Annotated in this window: 9 protein-coding genes; 6 read left to right on the top strand and 3 right to left on the bottom strand. The window is 57.8% G+C overall.

All coding sequences use genetic code 11. The features are described from left to right. Positions 1 to 53: 53 nt before the first annotated feature. Entirely contained in the window at positions 54 to 548 is a 495-nt protein-coding gene (locus BW950_RS05055; RefSeq protein ID WP_076488207.1) for a GNAT family N-acetyltransferase, read from the top strand. Here the strand turns inward: BW950_RS05055 and pbpC are convergent. Next, on the bottom strand, positions 533 to 2,872 hold the full coding sequence (gene pbpC / locus BW950_RS05050; protein ID WP_083943743.1) for a penicillin-binding protein 1C: 2,340 nt from the start codon (positions 2,870 to 2,872) through the stop codon (positions 533 to 535). The two genes, BW950_RS05055 and pbpC, sit on opposite strands and share 16 nt — an antisense overlap. Next, on the bottom strand, positions 2,869 to 8,943 hold the full coding sequence (locus BW950_RS05045; RefSeq protein ID WP_083943742.1) for an alpha-2-macroglobulin family protein: 6,075 nt from the start codon (positions 8,941 to 8,943) through the stop codon (positions 2,869 to 2,871). Before BW950_RS05045 ends, pbpC begins: the two co-directional genes overlap by 4 nt. An 81-nt stretch (positions 8,944 to 9,024) precedes the next feature. Between BW950_RS05045 and BW950_RS05040 the strand changes: the two genes are divergently transcribed. Continuing rightward, positions 9,025 to 10,956 carry a PP2C family protein-serine/threonine phosphatase gene (locus tag BW950_RS05040; RefSeq protein ID WP_076488205.1) on the top strand — a complete coding sequence of 644 codons (1,932 nt, stop codon included), beginning with the start codon at positions 9,025 to 9,027 and terminating at the stop codon, positions 10,954 to 10,956. Position 10,957: 1 nt separating this feature from the next. On the opposite strand, the gene BW950_RS05035 is transcribed toward BW950_RS05040, so the two are convergent. Further along, on the bottom strand, positions 10,958 to 12,880 hold the full coding sequence (locus BW950_RS05035) for a hypothetical protein (RefSeq protein WP_076488204.1): 1,923 nt from the start codon (positions 12,878 to 12,880) through the stop codon (positions 10,958 to 10,960). 120 nt (positions 12,881 to 13,000) lie between these two features. Between BW950_RS05035 and BW950_RS15235 the strand changes: the two genes are divergently transcribed. The 4 genes from BW950_RS15235 to BW950_RS05015 are packed head-to-tail and all read left to right on the top strand — an operon-like array spanning position 13,001 to position 15,867. Next, complete coding sequence (locus BW950_RS15235) at positions 13,001 to 13,711, top strand: hypothetical protein (RefSeq protein WP_200796790.1); 711 nt, start codon at positions 13,001 to 13,003, stop codon at positions 13,709 to 13,711. A gap of 35 nt (positions 13,712 to 13,746) precedes the next feature. Beyond that, positions 13,747 to 14,448: a HEAT repeat domain-containing protein gene (locus BW950_RS05025; RefSeq protein WP_076488203.1), complete on the top strand. Its 702-nt coding sequence runs from the start codon at positions 13,747 to 13,749 to the stop codon at positions 14,446 to 14,448. A gap of 7 nt (positions 14,449 to 14,455) precedes the next feature. Continuing rightward, entirely contained in the window at positions 14,456 to 15,148 is a 693-nt protein-coding gene (locus tag BW950_RS05020) for a SanA/YdcF family protein (RefSeq protein WP_076488202.1), read from the top strand. Then, positions 15,145 to 15,867 carry a fumarylacetoacetate hydrolase family protein gene (locus BW950_RS05015; protein WP_076488201.1) on the top strand — a complete coding sequence of 241 codons (723 nt, stop codon included), beginning with the start codon at positions 15,145 to 15,147 and terminating at the stop codon, positions 15,865 to 15,867. The genes BW950_RS05020 and BW950_RS05015 overlap by 4 nt, the downstream gene beginning before the upstream one ends. Positions 15,868 to 15,871 lie beyond the last annotated feature (4 nt).

The raw sequence follows: 15,871 nt of genomic DNA, 5'->3' as shown, positions 1-15,871 counted from the left end.
GGGACTGGAACAGGGAGTGATCCGGCCTGTGGCAAAAGAAGTGTGAGGTCGTGATGGATATTAAACCTCTCGAGAAAGATCTGTTTCGTCTTCTGGTGCCGCTGTTGTGGGAGTGGGAACTCTTCTATCGAGGCAAGAAGGAAAGCTCCTGCCAAGAGGCCATGGCCTATCTGGAGAGGATTCTGGCGGAACCCTCGGGAGTGTCCGTGATTGTGGCTTGCGATGACGAGCGTGTCCTGGCTTTTGCTACCTACGCGATCATGTATCCCGCTCCTGGCAGATCGGGGCAACTCTACATGAAAGAGCTCTTTGTCTCCTCCCGGGCCCGGGGGCAGGGAGTCGGGAAGAGGGTGATGAAACACCTGGCCCGTTTGGCCTGGGCCAGAGGATGTAGCCGCTTCGACTGGACGGCAGAAGCGACAAACCCCGGTGCCGGAACGTTTTATCGGGACCTGGGTGCACGGGTGGTATCAGAGAAGGAGTATTATCGTTTTGAGGGCGATGATTTGGCCCGCTTTGCCGAGGCCCCCTCTCATCGCCCCACGTGAAAGTGCACCCGGTCCAGAACTTCTCCGGCCTGATCCTTGAGCTCCAGGATATGCCGGCCCCGGGAGAGGGGCTGATGAACCCGAAAGGGCGGAGAGGCTTGTTTGATCAGGACAGAGTTTTTGTAGAGTCCCAGCCACGAGCCTTCCCCCACAATCTCTATGCGAAGGGCCTGGGATTCATCAATCTTGAGATAGGGGTCCGGAAAGTACTGTGCCCCGTTGTTGGGATGGGTAATTCGCCCCCAGGTGGAATCCGGCTTTCCCCAGGTAGAGCCTGGTGTCGCCGGGGTGGGGCGGGAAGCGAGGCGATGGTCCTGCGCCCAGGGGGCATACTCGGGAGGATAGAGGACCTCTCCCGCAGGCCCCCGGTGCCAGGTATCGGGATCCGGTCCGGTTCCCGGGAGAAAGTACTCGAGCACAGCGTAGGGGTCATCGGCAGAGACCTCGCCGCCGCTTATGCTGGAGATCCATCTCTCCTGGACGTGGGGAATCTCGGGGAACCTGCTCCCGGGTGAGCTGAAGTGGTCAAGAATACCCACAACCACGCGGGCCGGGACACTTGATCCAGTGAGACCCTGCACGGTCTGGCCGTGAACATTTCCCATCCAGACCCCGACGGTAATTTCCGGAGAAGCCCCCACGGCCCAGATATTCGAGAACTGGTTTGCCGTGCCGGTCTTGAAAAAGGAGGGGTAGGCCGTGCGCAAGAGGCTGTAGTGGCCGAAGCCTCGAAATCGCGACGGAGCATCGCCCAGGATATCGCGGATGATCCCCGCCGTGGCGGGGCTGCAACCTCTTCCGGGGAGAGATTCGGGAGGGCCCTGGCCGGGTATGAACCGGAGTTCCAGGGCGCGGCCGTTGTTGATAAAAGCGGTGTAGGCGCGGGTAAGTTCCTCCAGGGTGACCTCAACGCTTCCCAGGGCAATGCCCGCTCCTGCGCTGGTGCGTTGCGGTTCCAGATCAAAGCCCAGTCTCACCAGCTGGTCCACAAAGGTCCCCACGCCCAGGCGCGAAACCATCCACACGGCCGGTATGTTCAGGCTTGAGGCGAGGGCCTCGCGCAGGCGGACCGGCCCGGAGAAACTATGGTCGAAGTTTCGGGGTATGTAGGTCTCGTAGCTGCCCAGGGCCAGAGGAATATCCGGGAGGATCGATGCAGCGGTGTATCCCTGCTCCAGCGCCAGGGCGTAGAGAAAGGGCTTCAGGGTGCTTCCTGGCTGACGTCGTATTCGAACCGCGTCGATCTGACCTCCCCTGGAGTGGTCAAAAAAATCGGTGTTGCCCACGTAGGCCAGCACGTCTCCCGAGGAGTTCTCGATAACCAGAACAGCGGCGTTTTGCAGGCGTTGATCCCGGGCCTCCGCAAGAGCTGACGCAGCCAGCGTTTCGGCAGTCTGCTGAACCGACATATCCAGGGTAGTGCGCAGGCGGCTTCGCGAGGAGGGGGGCGCCGTTGTGTCCTGGGGATGTTCCCGAAGTACGCGGAGGGCGAAATGAGGGGCCCTGATCGTCCCGGTCTGCCGGGGCAGGCTGGCGCATTGGTCCAGGGCAGCTTGTATTTCTGCCGCGACTTGGGGCGGGTTCATGCGGCGACCGATCAGGACGGCTGCTTCCTGCAGGCCTTCGGGGTGGTTTTGCGGGTTGTATCGTGAGGGGCTGCGGGGAAATACTGACAGGAGTGCCGCCTGGGGCGGGGAAAGCGTCTCCAGGGGGCGGCCGAAATAGACCATTGCAGCGCTGGCGACACCCTCGGCCCCTCGTCCAAAGGGGATTCTGTTCAGGTATAATTCAAGAAGGTCCTGCTTTTTCAGCCGGGTTTCCAGCCGCAGGGCGTTCCAGCTCTCGAGAGCTTTTCCCCGGATTCCTCCCCCATGGGGGGCAATGATTCGGGCCAGTTGCATGGTGATGGTGCTGGCGCCGCTAATGGTGCGTTTTTCTCGCAGGTTCTGGAAGGCCGCTCGTATTGCTGCCAGGGGATCTACTCCACGATGCGAGAAGAAACGCTGGTCTTCCCCGGCGATAAAGGCCTGCACAACACCTCGGGGGATCTCTTCCAGGGGTGTCCACTCACGCCGGGTTCCGTCATGGAGGTCTTCCCGGTACAGCACCCTCCCCCGACGATCAAGAACGTCCCGTGAGAGGGGATGCCGGAGAAATTCCTCCAGTTCGGGGAAAGCCGAGAACCGTGCAAACCCGTAGAGGGTGATCGCCACGGCCCCGGCCAGCCCCAGAAGAATGATCAAGGGAGGCGGGACAGCAGAGGGGCGCTTCCCCGGGGGACGGCCCTTGGTGGTCCTTACCTGATTGAGACTCCGATACCTCATTGTATGATCGAGAGCGTCCCTGCGGTTCGTCCGAAGACCTCCGGTTCCTGAAGGAGTTCAGCCCGGGCCGGGGGCAGGGGATACATGCCGGGATAAAGAGCCCGGAAAAGAAAGCTGATGGTCTGGCTTCCCGCATAAAAAGAGGAGAAGTAGTATTGAATTTCGCTATCGAAGATCCGGCGGATCGGTTGCAGCGAATGGTGGTGCCATCCGTCTGGTCCTGGATAGAGATACCCCTCGTCGATGTATTCCCGGGTGTCACCATACTGGGTCTCCCGTTGCCAGCTGCGCTGCTCGATCCCTCCCCGGGCTGTGTATTGCCCGCTGGTCTTGAGGCTCCCGTCGATCACTTCTGCCCCCGATGGGAGGGGTGCCCGGAGCGCGAGATTATAGTACTGCGAGGGAGCCTCCAGGTGTATGACCATGCGGTAGGTTTCTCCCCGTTGCAGTTCCTGAGCCGCAAGGGTTTCGCCCTCCAGCGTCTCTATCCATCGGTTGACTCCCAGCCCCTCATCGCGGGAATGGAGAATCTCTCCGGGTAAGGCATAGGTCATAACCGCCGCATAGTGCAGATCCCGCGATCCCTGCAGGAACAGCTCCAGGGGGACTTCCGTGTCCCGGGGCAGTGCCGAAAGGGGGGGCTCGTGGAGGGGAAAGGTGAAGAGGTCTGTTCCGTCGTAGAGGCCGGGGGCTTTCGCTGAAAGAACTTCTGTCTCGTTGATAGAGACACCCAGGGCTTCCTCCTCCGGGGATTCGATGTGCGACGTATCGCCGTGAGCCAACGGCCGCGCGAGTGCCCTCACTCCCCAGAGCAGGTCGTCCCGACCGCTCCAGTTTTGGGCTGTAAGTTCCTGCACCAGGCTGTGAGCTACCCGATCCAGATGCGGTGAATCGGGCTCCAGGGTCTCCAGTAATAGAGAGAGAAGCGACAGCCGGCGGGCAGGAGAGTCAAAGTAGTGTCTGGCCTGGTAGGTCTGAAGAAATTCGACTCCCCGGGGACTGATGTTCACGAGATTCATCATTTTTCGCAGAACATCCCGGGCAATGGTTTCTGCTGCACCGGGATCTTTGGGGTTTTGAAGGACTCCCAGGGCAATCAGCCCCAGGCAATCCATCCCGAGAGCGGTCTCTTCTTGCAACAGGGTGCGGGCTGCCCCCAGGCTTGTCCCCTGAAGGAGCGATCCTGCAAAAAAGGCATAACTCCGGAGATGAATATCTTGCCGGGAGTCCTGAACCAGGCGGCCCAGGTACAGGCCCAGGGATTCCTTGTCCAAACCTCGCGGGAGTTCTTCCTCGTAGAGCCGGGTGTATTCCGCCAGAAAATGAGCCGTTCTCAGAGTGGTCCAGGGGTTCGATGATGTGATCCCCGCCAGGAGATCGGTAAACTCGACAAATCCTCCGTCGCTGTGCTGGAGGGTCTCAATTTCCGCCACAAGGGTTCTCAAATCTTCCTGATGATCCCCTCTTCTTCCGGTAAGCTCTGTGAAACCCTTGCCCAGGAGGAGCGGTGAGGTAAGACGAGCGATTCGTGAAGAGAGTGAAACGTGCCAGATCTCATCCAGGGCGGCAACTTCCCGTGAGAGCTGGTGCAGCCGTGTTGTGTGAAACTGCAGCCGGAGTTCTCCAAACCCCGGGGCTGCGGCATGGGGGAAGGAAAAACCCTCCCGTACCTTTCCGGGGTCTTCGCCGGTTCCCGGGGGCACTGTCCCAAAAACTGCGACGCTCTCGCTGGTTATCCCCCGTTCAACCTCCAGGCTGGCTCGAAGGCGGTCCTGGAAGATATCTCCCTCGATGTCTCGGGCATGGAGATCAAAGACCAGATCGTACGTTCCCTGTCGGAGAGCGCCGATCTGGAAAGAGACCTCCCTGGACTCGTTGTTCTCCAGGGTCAGAGTGATTTCTTCGGCTCCATCCAGAACAAGCCCTGCCGGAGAATCGCCATCGGGAGGGGCCTGGAGATCGAGTGTGATGCGAACATTTCTGGAGGTGCCCGAAAGATTCCTCAAGACCACCCCGGCTCGGGCTGTGTCCCGCTCTCGGAGTTTCCTGGGCAGGCTGGCCCTCATCGGCAGGGGACTGCTTACGAGCAATTCGGACTCTTCCAGTGCAAAGGTGTTATCCTTTACACCCAGAGCGGTGAGCCGGTAGGTGGTCAGGGTATCGGGAAGATTAATGTCCACCTCGATCAGGCCGTCGGCGTCGCTTGTCAGAAAGGGTTCAAAGAACGCCGTGGGACGAAAATCGCTTCGGTCCATGCCTTTTCCTGCACCGGCCTCTCCTCCCTGAAGACTCGTTATGTCGTAGGTGACGGGGTCGATCAGGAGAGATCGCGAGTCGGCCCCGGCCGTTCCCAGGGGAAATCGCCCGGGATTATAGAAAAAACTCACTGGATCAGGCACCCGATGATCGATCAGGTCGAGCACGCCCCGGTCTGTTGCCATAAGGGTGACTTCTGCTCCTTCCAGGGGATGACCCTGACGGGAAACACGTAGTTGCACCCGGGCTGTTTCGCCCGGCGCGTAGCCCTGGCGGGAAGGATTGATCTCTATATCGAATCGCCTCGGATCAGGATCAATTTCCAGCAGGGCCGCGCCAAAGTAACCTCTGGGCTTTCCCAGGTCCGGCTCAAAATAACTTGATGGAGTCTCCTGGCGTTCGCTGGCGCTGGTGAGCATAACGTAGAGAACCGGTACGTGGGCCTCTTCCAGAGGAATCTCGATCACGCTTTGGCTACCCTCGATGGTGATTATTTCGTGAGAGAGAAGACCTTCCCGTTCGGTGGTCAGAAGGTACTCGCCCCGGGGAAGCGGCGTCTGGACAAAGATCCGTGCCAGGTCTCCCGCCTGGTACACGGCTCGGTCAGGCTGTAGGCGGATGGAACGGGCCGTGTCGCCTCCCCAGCGGGTAAAGCCGCTGCCCGAGGCGTAGAGTTCCAGTTCGGTAAGAACAGCCCGTCCCTGGCTGTCGGTCCCGTCCAGGCGAAGGGTATAGCTGCCTGACTCGGGGAGGTTTAGTTCCAGCCGACCGGCAGAATTCCGGAAGGATATCTCCCGGCGAAGGACGGTCACTTCCTCGGGTTCATAGCGGGTGTGGATGCGCCCGCCCAGGCCCTGTTGCTGCACCATCTTCCATTCGGTTCTGACAACCTCCAGTTCAAAGGTATCCTTGCCGGGATAATCCTCCGGGGGAAGACTGCCGTCGATTCTTGCCAGGCGAAGGTCTACCTGGAAGGGGGTTTGTGCTTCGACGAAATAACCGCCCCAGTGACCCCGGGTTTTCCGGGATATTCTCATGGCGGCATAGATCTCGGCTGGATGAACGATAAAGCTGGTCCGGCCGGCTATTTCCTGGCTGTCGGCATCTTGCACCCGTGCCTCGATCTGGTACTTCTGGGGCACTCCCCGGGCAGTCCCGGAGAAATCGAAGGATATCTGCTCCAGAGCCCGGCCGGTATTATCAAGCTGTCCCTGGCCCTGGGCAAGATGACTCCGGCCTGTCCGGGGTTGCTTTGGTCCAAAACGATAATCCTCCCACTCTCTGCCCGGTGGTTGGTAAACTACCGGTTCCCGGCTCAGATCGTAGTGATAGGGAGCCGCAGTCATGGCCCCCCCTGCAAGATACTCTGCAGAGATGCCCACTGCGGCCTGTTCTCCGGCCAGAACCTGGTAGTCAGGAGGCTGAAGGCTCACTGAGAAAGCGGCCCGGCGGAAATACGCCACCTGCACGGGCAGGCGCTCCCGGTCGTGAGCTGGTGCTCCTTCACGAGCGTATTCCAGGTAGTAGAATCCGGGGTTCATCTCCCGGGGGAGTTCAAAGCTGCCATGGAAGCCTCCGTTTTCAGTGGTAATGCCTGAAATCGAACCGTAGTCACCCTGGGCGCGCCAGTCGCTGGAAACGAGTTTTATCGTGTAGTCACCCTGGTAGACCTGGTATTCTCCAAGAATCAGATCGCGATCTATTCCCCGAAAGGTTATGGTCTCTCCCGGACGGTAGATTCCCCGGTCGTTGAAAAGAAAGGTTGCTCGTTGAGGGTCTTCGATTCCACCGGGATTTCGGGATGCCCTGATGCCCTGGGCCCAGGCGTTATGACTGTGGTTCGGCTTGAATTCCACCAGATCGGAGTCACTCTTCACGCGGATGATGAAATCATCCCAGTCGTTCCTGTTTGTGTAGATGCCACGGAAGACTCCCGGCGCAATATCAATGGCCGCCAGCCCCCTGGAGTCGGTGAGGGCCCTGTGCCCATGGTCAGTCTCTCTTGAAGACGGGAGGAGGCTGACCATGGCGCCCGCTACGGGGTTGTTATCACGAAGGTCCCGCACCCACACCAGGACCCTGTTGTAGCCATAGCGAACGCTCAGGCCAAGATTTGTTACTTGCAACTGGAGGTTCGCCTGGGCCCAGGAAGGTCGTTCTCCCCGGTGATTTTTTTCTGCAAAGTTCCAGGAGAGTCCTACCCAGCCTGTGCCGTTGGCCTTCAGATAGGGACTCAAATTCAGCACATCAAACCAGCGGGTGTTCTCGGGAACGTCGCTGAAATCGTAGGGTTCCAGGCGTTCTGCCGGAAAGGATTCAAAGGGATCGTCGATGGAAGCTGCGAGCCAGACTCCGTCGTCGATATTCTGATGTTCGAAAATGATCTTCGGTTCAAACTGAGCTTCAAGAAAGCGACTGCCCCTGTTCGGGAAGTGAGAATAGCGGGTAGCCCGGGGGACTTCGATCGTCAGATCCCGGGGGGTGCCCAGGGTTCGGCCGTAGATGTCCCTCAGGTTTGCTCCCAGGGTGAGGGTGTAGGTCGATTCGTAGACCACGGGAAGATTGTTTACGCGAAGGATCTGTCGATGAACGTCCAGGAACTCCGTCACAGCCTCGTCTTTGAGGTCAAGGCTCACCGTGATGTTTCCATCGAGACTATCCTTATCCAGGGGGTGGCTGAACTCGATGTAGAGGGGGTTGCTGTCACCTTGGGGGCTGCGGGCAAAAGCGTAGGAACGGGTTGAGAAACCGGTCTTTTTGAAGGGAGTGATGGTGTGAAAGGTGTGAACCGAATCCCCGGTTGTGGCGATGTATCCCGGAAAGGGACTCGCTCCAGCTTCCAGAATAATCCGGATTTCTCTGTTCTCCGGGAGGGCTTCCTCCAGTTCCAGCACCAGGCTGCGTGCGCGAAGATTAAGATCTCCCTGAACCGATTCGTGCCGGGGATGGGTCAGGGAGAAGCCGGGAGCTTCAGGGGGTGAGGTCTTTTTTTCTTCTGTTTCTTTCTGGCCTGCTCCTTCTCTCTGGCCCACTTCAAGGCGGATGTAATTTTTTACATGGTCTGGATCGACAGGCCCGTTAAAGAGGAGCGTGAAGCGCCGTTGATCTGGAGGAAGCTGAAGAGGGTTCGGGATCTGATCACCGCCATCGGGAAGGACCTGCACCAGATCCAGATGTTCCCGGAAAAAACTGAAGCTAAAGTCCCGATAGTCCCTGTGGAGAGCAGACCCGTCTCCGGAAAGAAGGGCCTGCCCCAGGCTGACCCGGATCGGTCGCTGGCCGTCGATTGGTTCGTCGGGGGTGAAGGCGATGGTGCGGGAGCCGTACCAGCGATATCGTCCGGGAATCGGTGGGTCCAGAGTCAGCACAGAGCTTTCCCGTTGTTCCGTGCCGAGCATGGCCAGGGGCACCAGGGGCTGATCGAAGGTTACATACACCCGGGGCCGCCTGTTTTCGGTGGGTAGTTCATCCCGGGGACCCCAGTCAAGGGGGCGAACCGGTTCTGCCGTTTCCAGGAGGTCTCCCTGTCCGTGCTGAGTTGCTTCGACGCAGCCTGATTCGTCACGATCGGGCCGGTAGTAGACCAGAGTTCCCTGGAGAAAGGAGGATGGGACTTGAAAATCCCGGGCGGTCCGGATCGCATCATGCGGGGAGGCGCCTTGGTCCCCAGGGGTGGTCTGTGCCGTTTCTCCCCGGCTGCAGGAGAGGGCTGTCCCCAGCAGGACCACCCCCAGCAACGTGCCGAGCAAAGCAGAATGCAGGATGCCTGCTGCGATAGACGAGAGCCTTTTTCCTGACGGGCTACTATTGGACATGGCTGTTTGAATCCTCTCCCGGCAGACGGTCTCTGCCTGATTGACCGGAAACCTTCCTGGTGATAGCTTGAAAGGCGCCCAATGGTCAACAATATTACTGTTTCGTCTGCCGGGGTCCTTTTCTTTTTCTCTCTCTCCCTTGTTGCAATTTTTGTGTTTTTTTCCCGTATCTGCAACCGTGAGGACGTCAGGCCGCTGATTCTTGCGGCTCTGATCATTCTTCTGCGTGATGGGATCATCTGGTTTGCCCCTCTTTCTCCTCCAGTCCGGAAGCTCTTTCTTGTCTGGGGGATGACCGGCGGGTTTCTTTGCCTCATCGTATGGACAGGCCTCTATCGGCGGACAAACAGGACGCTCTGGACGGCGATCGGTGTCACTCTTGGGGTGGGGCTTCTGTGTCTGCTCTTTCCCTCGGGAATCTACCGGCGGTCTTTTTTTCTGCCACCGATTCTGGCAGGTCTTGCCGGAATCGCTCTTTTCAGGGTTGATCGGTACAATCTTGCCTCGGCCCAGGATGTTGAGGATATGCGTCCGTATTTGGGGACAGCTCTCGTGGTGAGTGCCGTTTCGCTTCTGTTATGGCCTCTGGCGTCGGGGCGGTTTCAGATCGCGTTGCTCCTGGCGGGGACGGCGCCCTTCTGGACCGCTGGAGTTGCGCTTTTCCCCAGTTCAGTCAGGGCCTTCCAGCGGGAAGTTCGTTTTCAGCAGCAAAACACCGATTACATCTTCGACTTCATGTCGAAGATAGGAGATCTTCGGGAGAGGGATACCCATCTGATTCTTCCTCCCGCTCTGGAAACAATACTGCGAGCTACCCATGCTGACTGCGGTGCCGTGGTTACCGAAGTGGAGGGAGAGCTCCGTATTCGTGCCGTGCACGGTTTCTTTCCTCCTCCCGTGCCGATTCCTGATATCGTGAAGACAAAACCCCTTGCCCTGCGGAACTACCTGGAACAGATCCCTCTGGGATTTGCTACACCGCTGTGGGGGGAGGTCCTGAAAACAGGAACTCCTTTACTCATCCCGGAGGCGCGCAAAAATCCTGCCCTGGCGGTACACGCCGAGGACCGGGTGTTGCATCTGCGTTCGTTCATGACCCTTCCCCTGGTCATCAATCAACGTGTATCGGGGCTTGTGTCGATCGCCCGCCGGGACAATCCCCAGCTTTTTAACCGGGCCGATCTCTCGCGGGCCCAGAGCATGGTGAACTTTGTTGCCCTTGCCATGGAGAACTATGAGGCGTACGCACGCCTTCTCAAGGCTCGGCGGCTCGAACGCGATCTGGAAATTGCCTCGACCATACAGGAGTCTTTTCTCGCTCCAGCTGATGTGAGTGCCTCCGGAGCTGATATTGCGGCCGTGTGTCGTCCCGTTCGGGGTGTGGGTGGTGATTATTACGATATCGTTTCCCTCGATGGCGATCGGGTCGCTCTCATTGTGGGCGATGTGGCTGGCAAGGGAGTTCCTGCTGCCCTGGTGATGATGATCGTCCGCACAGCTGCCCGGCTGGCCCTGGAAGAAACCTGCGATGCAGGAGAGGTTCTTCGCATGATTAACGCAGCCGTGAGTGGCAGCGTCGGAGAGGACCGTTTTGCCACGGTGGGCATTGTGATCATCAATACTGCCCGTGGCGAGGCCGTGGTAGCAAGCGCCGGCCACCACCCCCTCCTGCTGGTAAGCCCCGAGGGAAGGGTTCAGGGAGAATTCGATGTGGAAGGGTTGCCGGTGGGTATTGAACCAAACGTGCGATATCCTTCCAGGACAATTTCCTTTCCAGCGGGTTCCTGGGGTATTCTGTATACCGATGGATTCCTGGAAGCAGTCAACCGCCAGGGTGACGAGTTTGGGCTTCAGCGGTTGATTGAGGCTGTTCAAAACGAGGCAGAAGCTCTGGTTGAGGCCGGAAGATCCGGCGCCCGAGCGGTTCTCAACGGGGTTGTTTCGTCGGTCTCAGCCTTCGCGGAAGGAACCCCCGCCCAGGACGACATGACCATGATCGTCTTTCGCGGGTAGATTACACCTTCTTGAGTAAGGTGAGCATGTAGAGTTCGAGATAGGTCTGAAGATCTTTTTGGCGCTTGATGCGCTCGAAGGAGCTGGAGGCCGCGATCTTCCGGGCAAGATCCCTGATGTGTTCGGGTGAGGGCGGCTGAAGTGAGCGGTCGTACCGTCGACGGCGCAGAATGTCACGGCAAAGGGTGTTCACATCCTGGACAAGATTCTCGTGGGCTGTGGGATCGATCAGGGGATTCCAGGATTGTCTCAGCTGGTCGAGTCGATCCTGGGGGCTTTGTCCGGGGGAGAGGTAGCGGGATTGTAAATCTTCGATCTGCGCCTGGAAATGCTGCTTCCTGCCACGGCTGCTGGTTGGTCGGGGTGGGTTCTTTTCCTTTGGTTTTGCCTTGTTTTGCGTCTTTTTATCGGCTCCGGAGGAGGAGAACATTGCCCGGAAGAGTCGGATCAGACTGCCCAGGACAGGGATCACCATCCAGAAGGGGAGTTGTATCCGGGCGTCCCGAAAGACCTCCTCCCGAGTAATCTTCAGGATTGAGGACCAGCTGCGGAGAGAGTGCTTTGAGCGATCTATCATGGCCATGGCGGGGGTTTTTTCGTGCTGGGGAAGATCCTGGCCATCCAGGACCAGAAAAAGCGTCTTAAACGAGGCCAGGCCGTAGAGCAGGGGGAACTCCCGGCGAACCTGCTCCAGGAGTTCAAACTCGAAAGCGGCGTCGTCTTTATGCCAGTCTTCCCGTTGGTCATCCTGCAACTCGGTCAGCATTCTGTGCGTCAGGGAGCGGCGTAGCACTGGTGCTGCTGATTGGATGAGGCGGAGCAAGAGCGGTACATATTGGCCTGAGTGGATGATGAGGCCCTTTTTCTCGGGAGTGTCAAACGAGACAAGTTCGGATATTTCCTGCTCGGAAGGACGTTTCAGCATCTCCTGTATCCAGGTTTCGATGTCGGATCGGGCAATCTTTTTGGTCAAAAGGACACCGCGATCGTCGGTGAGCATGTAGAGATCATGAAGCTCGAAGACGTAGGGCGGTTTTTGCAGATGGCCCCGGAGAATTTTGCGGGCCTCTTCCCGTTGTTGATCCTTCTGCACAGAGGTCTTGTGGTGAACCACGTAGTAGCCCAGCAAGTAGGCTGCCTGACAAAAGGAGTGCTCCCGGTCCAGCTTTTCCCCTTTTTGAGCGTATTCCTTGATAATCATGCTGGACATTTGGGTCCAGAAGTGAAACTGAAAATCATTTGGTTTCAAGATCGACTGCAGGGCCTCGTTCGGGCGAATCTGGGCCGTCTCTATCTCATCGCGGACGAGCATCTCCCGGTTCCGGAAGATTGCCCGCAGCTTGGTCTCCATAAAGCTGGCTGTGTTGTCGCTGCGCAGGTAGTCTCTGATCTTTGCCAGGACCAGGGGAAGCATCTGCTCCCGGAGGGAGCGGACCGTGGTAATCAAGGGATTGACCCCGTCGGGAAAGCGGAGGCGCAGAATCTGCCCTGGTTCTTCTTCCTCCGCCTCAATCCAGTGCATCAGATTTTCCGCCACCGCCACGGTTTGAATAATGTGAGAAGGAATGGGGACGGGAATGTCCTCCTCGGTCGGGAAAGACAAACTCTTGTCGTCATTCATGCGAGTGTACCATCGCTGGATCTCGGCCGTGTAAAAGGTATTGTAGTATATGGAGGAGGGAGGGGTCGAAGGAGTTTCTCGAGTCAACTCGATTATCCCTGCCTGCTCCAACTGGTCCAGATGACCCAAGAGCAGATCCTGCGAGTCCGGACCCAGCAGGAGCTCAAGCTCCGGATGGTCATCCTGGTAACGGCGCACGAAGGAAGGGATGTACTCCATCAGCGCCAGCAGGGAAAAGCGCGGACCCCGTATGTGTCGAGCATAGCGGTGTATGATTTTCTGGACGTCCCGGACAGTGGCCATGATTGCTTCCTTTTTTCTCCAGAGTGCATTGTACGGAGAGAGCGGACTCAGGGCAACAATAAACCCTGCAGAGACACAATAAAATTGACACTTCTCTCGTGACCCGGCTACACTAACCTCATGAAAGACTGCAAGGGGCGATTTTTTCTTCTTTTCCTCGCGGCGGCTTCCCTTTTTGCCCTGGGGGTCCTGGGGGGATGCGCCTCGGTCGATCTTGAGGAGGAGCCGGGTTTCCCCGATCCTCAAGAGGATCTCCGGCCTGAGATCGAGCCTGAACCAGAACCCGAGCCTGAACCAGAACCAGAACCCGAGCCTGAACCAGAACCCGAGCCTGAACCAGAACCCGAGCCTGAACCAGAACCCGAGCCTGAACCAGAACCCGAGCCTGAACCAGAACCCGAGCCCGAGCCTGAACCGGAGCCTGAACCAGAACCGGAGCCCGAGCCTCCCCAAATATCGGAAGCTGTCTACGACAGGACCTTTCTGGAAGTGGAGGAAACGATCCTCGAGTTGAACGAGATCATCCGGCGACGCGATTTCCCGGCCTGGAAGAATAGGCTCACCGAGCGGTATAGCCGGGTCTACTCGGATCCTGAAACGCTTCACCAGAGCTCGCAAAGTTCCGTCCTGGTTCGGAACAACATCGTCTTGAGATCCCTGGAAGATTACTTTTCCTACGTTGTGGTTCCCAGCAGGGCCAATGCCCGGCTGGATGATCTGGTCTTTCTGAGTGAAGACGTGGTGGAAGCGATAATGGTTATCAACGAACGGCCTTACGTGCTGTACCTGTTGAGAAATGTAAATAATGTGTGGAAGATCGATACCTTTTAGGGTATAGTTCGCTTCAGGGAGATGTGAGGGACACAATGAAAATGAAATATCTGTTGCTTGGTCTGTTGCTGATGGCGCCTCTTTGGATTATTGCGGAGGAACAGGAAGGTGCTCCGAGTAGAACAATTGAGGATCTCTTCCTGAGTCAGGATATCGAGCTTCAGATTCTTCGGAGCCAGGCTCTTGGAACGGATCCCGAAATGAAGCGTCTGGCGCTTCGGAGCATACGGGCCATGGTCGAGCAGGGGGCCGCCTCTGACGGAGTGTATGTGGTGCTGGAGGCGCTTGCCTCCGAGGGTGTTTCCCGACAGGTGCGCTCCCAGGGATCAATCGTGAACAATTTCCCCTTGATCCGTCGTGAGGCCACGGAGCTTCTGGGCCAGGTCGGGGGAGAGCGGGCAAAAAACACCCTTCTCCGTGTCCTTCGTGATGATCCCGAGGTGGTGGTCCTTGCTGAAGCTGCCTACGCCTTGGGTTCAATCGGGCTAAACGACAACAGAGAGGTATCGGATTATCTGGTCCACACCCTGTTGCGGGAAAATGCCCGGGCCACGCCTGACAACAACCTGGCCTACTCGATCATTATTTCTCTGGAGCGTCTCTCCGACGCAAACGGCGGGTTGGCCGATCCCGAAGTCCTTAACGCGCTGATCGAGACAGCTTCAAGCCCGTACATACGGACAGTGCGAATGCGGGCTGTCGATGCTATCGTGAACATGAGGGATCACGGTCGCTGATCAAGCCATGTCGCACCGTCTGATATCTCTCCTCTCCACCGTCTGGAGGGTGGTGCGGCTGGGAGTGCTCTTTGTGCTCCTGGTGGTCTTTTTTTCTCACGCCGTGGTGAAGCACGCTGCAGAGGGGAAGATTCTCACTGACCCCCGGGATCTCCCGGCCGACTCGGTTATTCTGCTTCTGGGGACAAGCCGATACACCCGATCAGGGGCGCCAAACCAGTTTTTTCACCACCGGATTCAGGCTGTTGCCAAGGCCTACGAGACGGGAAAAGTTCTTGCTATCGTCGCCAGCGGAGACAATTCGAGCGTTGGCTATAACGAACCACTGAGCATGTATAACGCGTTGCGCGAGGCTGGTGTGGCCTCATCGGTGATTGTCCTGGATTATGCAGGGCTTCGCACCCTTGATTCGGTGTGGCGAATGCAACAGGTCTTCGGGCAGGAGCGGTTTGTGATTGTCTCCCAGCCCTTTCACGTTGAGCGAGCGCTCTTCATCGCGGCTCATCGTGGAGTCGATGCGATCGGTCTTGCTGCCGAGGATGCCACCGGGGTTCTTCACGTCTACGTGCGTTTGAGAGAATATCTTGCCAGGGTTCAGGCAGTGCTTGATGTGTATCTCTTCAGGACCGAGCCCGGAAAGCCGAAGGGCAGTTTTCCCATTGAGTTTTCCCCGTTTTTTGACGTAGAATCCGCCTCATGAAGAAGGTTCTGAATCTTCCCTGCGCAGGAGGGGGAACATATGCCGTTCAACCCGAGAAGGTCATCGCCTTGGGTCTGAACTACCGTGAGCATATTCAGGAAAGCCTCTCGGTCAAGGTTCGCGGCTTTGGAACCGATGAGCCCCCCGAGCCGGTTCTCTTTCCCAAGTTGCCCTCATCCATTATTGGTCCTCACGAGGCAATCCGTCTGCCCTTGATTCTGGATGACTATTCCTTCGAGGAGGAACGGACCGATTACGAGGGAGAGCTGGCGATCATAATTGGTCGGGACGGTTTTGATATTTCTCCGGCCAGGGCCGGGGAGTATATCTTCGGATTCACCTGCGCGAATGACGTGTCCCAGCGCAATCTTCAAAATGGAGATCGTTCAGGGTGGTTCCGGGGCAAGTCTTTCGACACCTTTCTGCCCCTGGGGCCCCGGATTGTTTCTTCCCGCGATATCCCGAACCCCCAGGACCTTGAGATAGTGACGCGGTGCAACGGCCGTGTGGTGCAAAGAGGGTCCACAGCCCAGATGATTACACCCATTGCTGAAATAATCTCCTTCGTCTCACGAAATTTCACGCTTCGTGAGGGTGATATCATCCTCACGGGCACTCCTGCGGGGGTAGGCCCTCTTATACACAATGATGTGATCGAGGTGGAGATCGAAGGGATCGGCCTCCTGAAAAACCCTGTTCTCGATCCCCGGCACAATTAGGCAC

Source organism: Alkalispirochaeta americana (assembly GCF_900156105.1).
Lineage (GTDB): Bacteria > Spirochaetota > Spirochaetia > DSM-27196 > Alkalispirochaetaceae > Alkalispirochaeta > Alkalispirochaeta americana.
This window is presented reverse-complemented; position numbering and strand designations above follow the sequence as displayed.